3 protein-coding genes, 1 tRNA gene and 1 rRNA gene are annotated in these 9987 nt (G+C 68.7%); 4 read left to right on the top strand and 1 reads right to left on the bottom strand.

The window, feature by feature from the left end; genetic code table 11:
• The first annotated feature begins 177 nt into the window (after positions 1–177).
• The 3 genes from rrf (at position 178) to ACZ7LY_RS02520 (ending at position 1224) form a co-directional block, all read left to right on the top strand.
• Positions 178–294 (top strand): 5S ribosomal RNA (gene rrf, locus ACZ7LY_RS02530).
• 119 nt (positions 295–413) lie between these two features.
• Positions 414–1076 (top strand): DegT/DnrJ/EryC1/StrS family aminotransferase, encoded by a 663-nt coding sequence (locus ACZ7LY_RS02525; RefSeq protein ID WP_471622630.1) that lies wholly within the window; start codon positions 414–416, stop codon positions 1074–1076.
• A gap of 75 nt (positions 1077–1151) precedes the next feature.
• Positions 1152–1224, top strand: a tRNA-Thr gene (locus ACZ7LY_RS02520).
• A gap of 85 nt (positions 1225–1309) precedes the next feature.
• On the opposite strand, the gene ACZ7LY_RS02515 is transcribed toward ACZ7LY_RS02520, so the two are convergent.
• Positions 1310–3931, bottom strand: coding sequence for a SpoIIE family protein phosphatase (locus ACZ7LY_RS02515; protein ID WP_471622606.1), 2622 nt, complete (start codon positions 3929–3931; stop codon positions 1310–1312).
• A 398-nt stretch (positions 3932–4329) separates the two neighbouring features.
• Here ACZ7LY_RS02515 and ACZ7LY_RS02510 point away from each other — a divergent pair, with 398 nt between their 5' ends.
• Positions 4330–9876, top strand: coding sequence for a HAMP domain-containing protein (locus ACZ7LY_RS02510; RefSeq protein WP_471622605.1), 5547 nt, complete (start codon positions 4330–4332; stop codon positions 9874–9876).
• The last annotated feature ends 111 nt before the right edge of the window (positions 9877–9987 follow it).

Genomic DNA, 9987 nt, shown 5'->3' with positions numbered 1-9987 from the left:
GTTGATAGGCCAGATATGGAAGCCCTGTAAGGGGTGGAGTTGACTGGTACTAATAGGCCGAGGGCTTGTCCTCAGTTGCTCGCGTCCACTGTGTTAGTTCTGAGGCAACGACCGTTGCCGGTTCGAGCTGGAACTCACAATTACAAAGTGTGCTTGTTCGCTCGAAACCATTAGGGTTTCGGTGGTCATAGCGTGAGGGAAACGCCCGGTTACATTTCGAACCCGGAAGCTAAGCCTCACAGCGCCGATGGTACTGCAGGGGGGACCCTGTGGGAGAGTAGGACGCCGCCGAACTAATTTTGATAAAAAGCCTCTGGCCTTGAGCATTACGCTCAAGGCCAGAGGCTTTTTTGTTGTGCGTCACTTCGCGTTCACATCGCCCGACCAGGATGCGGGCCATGGGCACACTTGCAATGCTGCAGGCCGCCGGCGTCGGAGCCGGTGATGAAGTGATCGTGCCGGCCTACGGCAACCCCGAGATCGCCGAGGCCGTCGCGCGGGCCGGGGCCCTCCCCGTCTTCGCCGACATCGACCCCCACACCTACTGCATCGACCCCGCCTACGTGCGGGACAGCGTCACCGAGCGGACCGCCGCCGTCGTCGCCGTACACCGCTTCGGGCACCACGCCGACCTGGCGCCGCTGCACGACCTCGGGCGGCGCCACGGACTGCTCGTCCTGGAACACGGCGAATCCGAGCAGCCGTACGCCGAAGCCGTGCAACGGCGGGAGAACGCCGCGTACTTGACCGCGCGGCTCAGCGGCGTCCGGACGCCCGCGGAGCACCCCCAGCACAACTACCAGCAGTACGTCGTCCGCGTGCCCGGCAACGGGCGGCCCGACCGCGACGCGTTCGCCCGCGTCCTGCGCGACAAGGGCGTCGCATGCAGCGTCCCCGTCAAGACGCCCGTCCACCGGCTGCCCGCGTTCCGGCGGGACATCGTGCTGCCGCAGACCGAACGGGCCGCCGACGAGACGCTCGCGCTGCCCGTCGAAGCGGCGCTCTCCCGGCGGCAGTTGCAGCGGATTGTCTCCGCCTGCAACGCACTCGGCGGACTGCTCCAACCCGCCTTCTGACAGCGGTTCGAAGGGGCCTCAAACATCGGGTATGATTTCTTTCGTCGCCGAGCGGGAAACCGCAAAAAGCGACAGGCCCCTATAGCTCAGTCGGTAGAGCGTCTCCATGGTAAGGAGAAGGTCAGCGGTTCGATTCCGCTTGGGGGCTCTTTTCAATGAAGGCCCTCACCCCACGAGTTGGGGCGAGGGCCTTTTCTCTGCCCCCGCCCCGGCCGTCATCCGGCCGCGCCCACTCAGTCGTGCTGAAGGCCCGGCACGCGCATCGTCAGAATCGCCATGTCGTCCGACGGGGCGTCAGCCGCGAAACGCTCCACCGCCCGCATGATGCGCGCCGCCACCGCGCCGGCCGTCAACCCCGTGCACGTGGCCAGGACTTCGGCCAGGCCGTCGTCGCCGAGCATGCGCGTGCCCTCACGGCGCTCCGTGATGCCGTCCGTGACACACAGCAGGACATCGCCTGGATCCAGCGTCGCCGTCTGCTCGTACAGCTCCAGGTCGTCCATGACGCCCAGCAGCGGCTGCGGCTCCGCGAACGGCTCCACCGAACCGTCCTGCCGCAGACGCAACGGCAGCGGATGGCCCGCGCACACCATCTTCAGCACCGCCGAACCATCCTCACGCGGCCACAACTCCCCGTACAGGAGCGTGAGGAAGCGGCTGCGGGCGCCCTCGTCGAGGATCGCCGCGTTCAACCGCTCCAGGACCGCCGGGCCGCCGAAGCCCTCGCGGGCCAGCAGGCGCAGCGCGTGCCGGGCGAGACCCGTGACGGCCGCCGCCTCCGGGCCCGTACCGCAGACATCGCCGATGGCGAAGCCGTAGGCGCCGTCGCGGATGGGGAACAAGTCGTAGAAGTCGCCGCCCACCTCGTTGCCCTCGCCGGCCGCGCGGTAGATGACCTCCACCTCGACACCCGGCACGTGCGGCAACTCCGGCGGGAGCAGGCTGCGCTGGAGGGACTGGCTGATCGCCATGCGCTCCGAATACAGGCGCGCGTTGTCCAGGGCGAGGGCCGCGCGGCGGCTCAAGTCCTCGGCCAGCTCCAGGATCTCCTGGCGGAAGTGCTCGTCCGTCGGCTTGCCGAGCGTCAGCATGCCGATCACACGGTTCCGGGCGACCAGCGGCAGGACCACCGTCTCACCGCCCACAGCGGCCGCGGTCTGCAACGTCGTACCGATGCCGGAACTCACGCTCGGCGGCTCGCCGAGGCCGAGGCTGCGCATCGACGTGCGCAGGGCCGCCTGGTGCGCGGCCTCCGCCGGGGCCGGCCACACGCGGGCGCCCGGCGTCGGGACCGGATCCGGCGGGGAGATCTTCGACAGGAGGGCCTTGAGGCCGTCGATGCGCTCCTCGTCCTCATGCAGCACGTACGACAGGTACGGCTCCGACGCCTGGTCGGCGATCGTGTAGACCGCGCACCAGGTGGCGAGCGTGGGCACCGTCATCTGCGCCATCAGCGCCAGCGTCTGGTCCCGGTCCAGGGTGCCCGCCAGCAGGTCGGAGGCCTCGACGAGGAAGCTGAGCGAGCCGCGCCGCAGCTTCTCCAACTCACCGAGCCGCGCCGACTCGACGGCGAGAGCGATGCGGTCCGCGGCGAACTGGAGGCGCAGCGCCTCCTCGTTGGAGTAGCGGCCCGGGGCCTCCGCCGCGACGCCGAGGGAGCCGGTGAGGCGGCCCTCGACCTTCAGCGGCACGGTGACGACCGAGCGCATCCCCGTACCGTTCAACAACGGCACCGCGCCCGGCACTTGGGTCAGGTCCTCGTGGACCGCGGGCATGCGCGCCGAGCCGTAGCGGCCGGGGCCGACCTCGACGGGGACGCGGGCGAAGCGCTGGCGGGCCGAGGGCAGGCCCGTGGAGGCGCGGACCTCCAACTCCGTCTCGTCGTCGGTGGCGAGGAGCAGGAACGCGGAGTCGCCGTCGAGCATGTCGCGGGCCCGCTCGACCGTGCGCTGGAGAAGTCCGTCCAGGTCGTCGGGGGCGGGGGAGCCGATGAAGACCTCGAAGGGGTCCGTGCCCTGGCTCTCGCCGTGCGCGCTGTTGTCGGAGGTGGAGACGCGGGTCGGGGTCTGGAGCACCGCGCGCTCGTGATCCCGTACGAGGAGGCAGACCGTGGACGGTTCGCCGTCGGTGTCGCGGACGCGCAGATGCGAGGCGTACACGGGCGTCACCCGGCCGCTCGCCCCGCGGATGCCGTAACTGCCCTCCCAGCGCGAGAGTTGAAGGGCATCGGCGATGCCCGTGCTGGTGCCGGGGGTGTGCGGCCAGGCCGCGAAGTCGGTCAGGGGCTTGCCGGTGACCTGCTCGGCGGTGAAGCCGAAGAGGTGCTCGGCGTCCTCGTTCCACGACGTGATCGCGCCGGTCCGGTCGATCTGGACGACGGCGACACGGACGTGCTCGTCGGCGAGGGGGAGGAGGTCGGTGGGGAGGACCGGGCCCGCGGCGCGGGTGCCCACCGAACGCTCGGGCAGGTCGAGTTGGAACCAGACCTGCTTGTGGGTGGCGGAGTAGTCGACGCCCCAGCGGGTGGCGAGCGCCGCGCAGAGCTGGAGGCCGCGGCCGCCCTCGCGGTCGGGGCTGCCCATGTTGATCGCGGCCGACTGGAGGGGGATCTCGCGCTCGGGGTAGCGGTCGGCGACCTCGACGCGGACATGGTCGTCACTGCGCAGACACAGGACCTCCGCGGACGTGCCCGCGTGGACCACCGCGTTCGTCACGAGCTCGCTGGTGAGGACCACGGCGTCGTCGATGATGTCCGTGTACCCCCAGCCCTGGAGGGTGTCGCGCACGAAGGAGCGGGCCGTGGCGACGGAACGCCCGACGGGTTCGAAGGTGGCGGCCGCGCGCGCGGTGATCACAGAACTCCCTGTCCGAGCCGTACTCTCTGTACTGCCAGCCGTACTCGCTGTACGAATGTCGAGGCCCAGGTCTCCCGTACCCATGTCTCGGCCGCCCCTCCGGTGCCCGCTCGTCTTCCGCCACCGCCCAGGCCGGGCGGACCGGGGTGGGTGGACAGCCGCTGCCAAGGTTACTTACCTTCGCCGTCCGTGCGGATGCCGGTCGCCGGTGTTTCCGTCCGGAGGGTGTGCGGACGGTGTGTGAAGCTGCCGAACTGTTATGGCCTGGTTCAGCCGGGGTGAAACACTGGGCAAGCTTCCGAAGAGTACGCATCGAAATCCGCGTGCGGCGGTAGAAGCGAATCCGAGCAACCCCGGCAACCCGAGCAGTACAGGTCAACCCCTGCGGGAGGGACACAGTGGAGTCTGGCGCAGCGACGCGGAGCAAGAAGACGCGCGCGGAAAGCGGACAGTCCCTGACGAAACAGCGTAAGTCGCGCAATGGCACCACCACGGTGGACACCGCTGCGCTGCATCGGCTGCTCGCAGGTCTTGTCGCCATGCGGGACGGGAATTTCCGCAAGCGGCTGACCGTCAACGGCGACGGGATGATGGCCGAGATCGCCGCCGTCTTCAACGAGGTGGCGGACCGCAATCTGCATCTCACCGGCGAGCTGGCGCGGGTGCGGCGGATGGTCGGGCGCGAGGGGAAGCTCACCGAGCGGCTGGAGACGGGCGCCTGCGAGGGCTCCTGGGCCTCGGCCATCAACAATTCCAACGCGCTCGTGGACGACCTCGTACGGCCCGTCTCCGAGGTGGGACGGGTGCTCACGGCGGTCGCCGAGGGTGACCTGTCGCCGCGCATGGAGCTGCGCTCTCAGGTGCCGGAGGGGACGGGGCATCCGCTGCGGGGCGAGTTCCTGAAGGTCGGGCGGACGGTCAACAACCTCGTCGACCAGTTGTCCACGTTCACCGACGAGGTCACGCGGGTGGCCAGCGAGGTCGGCACCGAGGGCAAGCTCGGCGGGCAGGCGCGCGTGCGCGGGATGTCCGGTTCGTGGAAGGATCTGACGGATTCCGTCAACACGATGGCGTACCGGCTGACGGCGCAGGTGCGTGACATCGCTCTCGTCACCACCGCCGTCGCCAAGGGCGATCTGTCCCGCAAGGTCACCGTCCACGTCGCCGGCGAGATGCTGGAGCTGAAGAACACCGTCAACACGATGGTGGACCAGCTCTCCTCGTTCTCCTCGGAGGTCACCCGGGTCGCCCGGGAGGTCGGCACCGAGGGCGAGCTGGGCGGGCAGGCGCAGGTCCCGGGTGTGGCCGGCGTGTGGAAGGACCTCACCGATTCGGTGAACCTGATGGCCGGCAACCTGACGGCGCAGGTGCGCGGGATCGCGCAGGTCACGACGGCTGTCGCCAACGGTGACCTGTCACAGAAGGTGACGGTGTCGGCGCGCGGCGAGGTCGCGCAGCTCGCCGAGACGATCAACCAGATGACCGAGACGCTGCGCACGTTCGCGGACGAGGTCACGCGCGTGGCCAACGAGGTCGGCGCGGAGGGCCAGCTCGGCGGCCAGGCGAACGTGCCGGGCGCGGCCGGCACCTGGAAGGACCTCACGGACTCCGTGAACACGGTCTTCCGGAACCTGACGACGCAGGTGCGCGACATCGCCACCGTCACGACGGCGGTGGCCAACGGTGACCTGTCGCAGAAGGTCACCGTCGATGTCGCCGGCGAGATGCTGGAGCTGAAGAACACCGTCAACACGATGGTGGACCAGCTCTCCGCGTTCGGCTCCGAGGTCACCCGGGTGGCCCGGGAGATCGGCGTCGAGGGTGAGCTGGGCGGTCAGGCGCTCGTGGTGGGCGCCGCCGGTACGTGGAAGGACCTCACCGACTCGGTGAACACGGCTTTCCGCAACCTCACCGGTCAGGTGCGCAACATCGCGCAGGTGACGACGGCGGTCGCCAACGGTGACCTGTCGCAGAAGGTCACCGTGGACGTCTCCGGCGAGATGCTCCAGCTCAAGAACACCGTGAACACGATGGTGGACCAGCTCTCCAGCTTCGCCGACCAGGTCACCCGTATGGCCCGTGACGTGGGCACCGAGGGCCGGCTGGGTGGTCAGGCGCGGGTGGACGGGGTCAGCGGCACCTGGAAGGAGCTGACCGACTCCGTCAACTTCATGGCCGGCAACCTGACCTCGCAGGTGCGGCAGATCGCGCAGGTGACGACGGCGGTCGCGCGGGGTGACCTGTCGCAGAAGATCGACGTGGACGCGCGCGGGGAGATCCTGGAGCTGAAGAACACCATCAACACGATGGTCGACCAGCTCTCCGCCTTCGCCGACCAGGTGACCCGGGTGGCCCGCGAGGTGGGCACGGAGGGGCGGCTCGGCGGGCAGGCGCAGGTGCCGGGCGTCGCCGGTGTGTGGCGGGATCTGACGGATTCCGTGAACGGTATGGCAGGCAACCTCACCGCTCAGGTGCGCAACATCGCGCAGGTCGCCACGGCGGTCGCGCGGGGTGACCTGTCGCAGAAGATCGACGTGGACGCGCGCGGGGAGATCCTGGAGCTGAAGAACACCCTCAACACGATGGTGGACCAGCTCTCGGCCTTCGCCGAGCAGGTCACGCGGGTGGCCCGTGAGGTGGGTACGGACGGCATCCTCGGCGGTCAGGCCGAGGTGCAGGGTGTGTCGGGTACGTGGAAGGACCTGACGCAGTCCGTGAACGGCATGGCCAACAACCTGACGCTCCAGGTGCGCAACATCGCCGAGGTGACCACGGCGGTGGCGCGCGGCGACCTCTCCAAGAAGATCACCGTCGACGCCAAGGGCGAGATCCTCGAACTCGTCACCACGGTGAACACGATGGTGGATCAGCTCTCCTCGTTCGCCGAGCAGGTGACGCGGGTGGCCCGTGAGGTGGGCACCGAGGGGCAGCTCGGCGGGCAGGCGCGGGTTCCGGGTGTGACGGGCATCTGGAAGGACCTCAGCGACAACGTCAACCTCATGGCCAACAACCTGACCATGCAGGTGCGCAACATCTCCCAGGTGGCGGCGGCCGTCGCCAACGGCGATCTGACCCGTACGGTGACGATCGAGGCGCGCGGCGAGGTCGCGCAGCTCGCGGACACGTTCAACACGATGGTGAAGACGCTGAGTTCGTTCGCCGACCAGGTCACCAAGGTGGCCCGTGAGGTGGGTACGGACGGCATCCTCGGCGGCCAGGCACGCGTGCCCGGTGTCTCGGGTACGTGGAAGGACCTCACCGAGTCGGTGAACGGCATGGCGTCGAACCTGACCGGCCAGGTCCGCAACATCGCCATGGTCACGACGGCCATCGCCAAGGGCGACCTGACCAAGAAGATCGACATCGACGCGCGGGGCGAGATCCTCGAACTGAAGACGACGATCAACACGATGGTCGACCAGCTGTCCTCGTTCGCCGAGGAGGTCACACGTGTGGCCCGCGAGGTGGGCACCGAGGGGCAGCTCGGCGGCCAGGCGCGGGTGCGGGACGTGGACGGCACCTGGCGAGACCTGACCGAGTCGGTGAACGAGATGGCCGGGAACCTGACCCGTCAGGTGCGCGCCATCGCGGCCGTCGCCACGGCGGTGACCCGCGGCGACCTCAACCTCAAGATCGACGTCGACGCGGCGGGGGAGATCCAGGTCCTCCAGGACAACATCAACAAGATGATCTCCAACCTGCGCGACACCACGATCGCCAACGAGGAGCAGGACTGGCTCAAGGGCAACCTGGCCCGTATCTCGGGTCTGCTCCAGGGCCGGCGCGATCTGGACGACGTGGCCTCGCTGATCATGAGCGAGCTGACGCCGGTGGTCTCCGCGCAGCACGGCGCGTTCTTCCTGGCGATGCCGCTGGAGGACGGTGCCGACGCGGCGATCCTGGACGAGGACGCGTACGAGCTGCGGATGCTGGGCAGTTACGGGTATTCGATGGGATCGATGCCGACCTCGTTCCGGCCCGGCGAGACGCTCATCGGGACGGCCGCGCAGGAGAAGCGCACGATCCTCGTGGACAACGCGCCCAGCGGCTATCTGAAGATCGCCTCGGGGCTCGGTGAGGCGCCGCCCGCGCAGGTCATCGTGATCCCGGTGCTGTTCGAGGGCACGGTCCTCGGCGTCATCGAACTGGCGTCGTTCACGCCGTTCACGCAGATCCAGAAGGACTTCCTGGGGCAGATCGCCGAGATGATCGCCACCAGCGTCAACACGATCTCCGTCAACACCAAGACGGAGGTGCTGCTGAAGCAGTCGCAGGAGCTGACCGAGCAGCTGCGTGAGCGCTCCGCCGAGCTGGAGAACCGGCAGAAGGCCCTCCAGGCGTCCAACGCGGAGCTGGAGGAGAAGGCCGAGCTGCTCGCTCAGCAGAACCGTGACATCGAGGTGAAGAACACCGAGATCGAGGAGGCGCGGCAGGTCCTGGAGGAGCGCGCCGAGCAGCTCGCCGTGTCGATGCGCTACAAGAGCGAGTTCCTCGCCAACATGTCGCACGAACTGCGTACGCCGCTCAACTCGTTGCTCATCCTCGCCAAGCTGCTCGCCGACAACGCCGATGCGAATCTGACGCCCAAGCAGGTCGAGTTCGCGGAGACGATCCACGGGGCCGGCTCCGACCTGCTCCAGTTGATCAACGACATCCTGGACCTGTCGAAGGTCGAGGCGGGCAAGATGGACGTCTCGCCGACGCGCATCGCGCTGGTGCAGCTCGTTGACTACGTGGAGGCCACGTTCCGTCCGCTGACCGCGGAGAAGCAACTCGACTTCTCCGTACGGGTGTCGCCGGAGCTGCCGACCACCCTGCACACCGATGAGCAGCGGTTGTTGCAGGTTCTGCGCAACCTCTTGTCGAACGCGGTGAAGTTCACCGACTCCGGCGCGGTCGAGCTGGTGATCCGTCCGGCGGGCAACGACGTGCCGAACGCGATCCGCGAACAGCTCCTGGAAGCGGGCTCGTTGCGGGACGCGGACGCCGATCTGATCGCCTTCTCGGTGACGGACACCGGCATCGGGATCGCGGCGAGCAAGATGCGGGTCATCTTCGAGGCGTTCAAGCAGGCGGACGGTACGACCAGCCGTAAGTACGGCGGCACGGGACTCGGTCTGTCGATCAGCCGGGAGATCGCGCGGCTGCTCGGCGGTGAGATCTACGCGCAGAGCGAGCCCGGTCGCGGCTCGACGTTCACGCTGTACCTGCCGCTGCACCCCAGCGAGCTGCCGCCCCAGGGGTACGCGCAGCTCGCGCCGACCATCGAACCGGGGGAGCGGCTCGCGCTCGGGTCGGCGTCGCAGGACAGCCCCGGACAGGCCGAGGCGCCGGCGCCCGTACAGCCGTACCAGGACACGCAGAACGGGACGGCGGCGCTGTTCAGGCGGCGGCGCAGGCAGGCGGCGGCTCCCGAGGCGCTGCCCGCGCTCCCGGCGCGTCCCGCGTCCGCACAGGACGGCTGGGAGGCGGGCCGGGCTGCCGGGGAGAACGGCGCGGCGGGCGCCGGTGAGGCCGAGCGGGGCGAGGGCGCCGACAGCGAGACGAAGCCGCGCCGCTCGTTCCACTTCGGTGGCGAGAAGGTGCTCATCGTCGACGACGACATCCGCAACGTCTTCGCGCTCACCAGCGTCCTGGAGCAGCACGGACTCGCGGTCCTGTACGCGGAGAACGGCCGTGAGGGCATCGAGGTCCTGGAGCAGCACGACGACGTGACGGTCGTGCTGATGGACATCATGATGCCGGAGATGGACGGGTACGCGACGACGACGGCGATCCGCAGGATGCCGCAGTTCGCGGGCCTGCCGATCATCGCGCTCACCGCGAAGGCGATGAAGGGCGACCGGGAGAAGGCCATCGAGTCGGGCGCCTCCGACTACGTGACGAAGCCGGTCGACCCCGATCATCTGCTGACTGTGATGGAGCAGTGGATGAGCGGTGAGTGACCGAAAGCGGAATCTTCACGCGCTGTCGCTGACCGGACGTGGCCGAAGCGGTGTACAAGTGCGGTGAGCCGGGAACCTTCCGGACCCGCGCCACGTTTCCGCTATGTGCAC

It is taken from the genome of Streptomyces sp. NPDC107550 (assembly GCF_055639095.1).
Note: the sequence above shows the minus strand (reverse complement) of the source record. Positions and strands in the feature narration are given on the sequence as shown.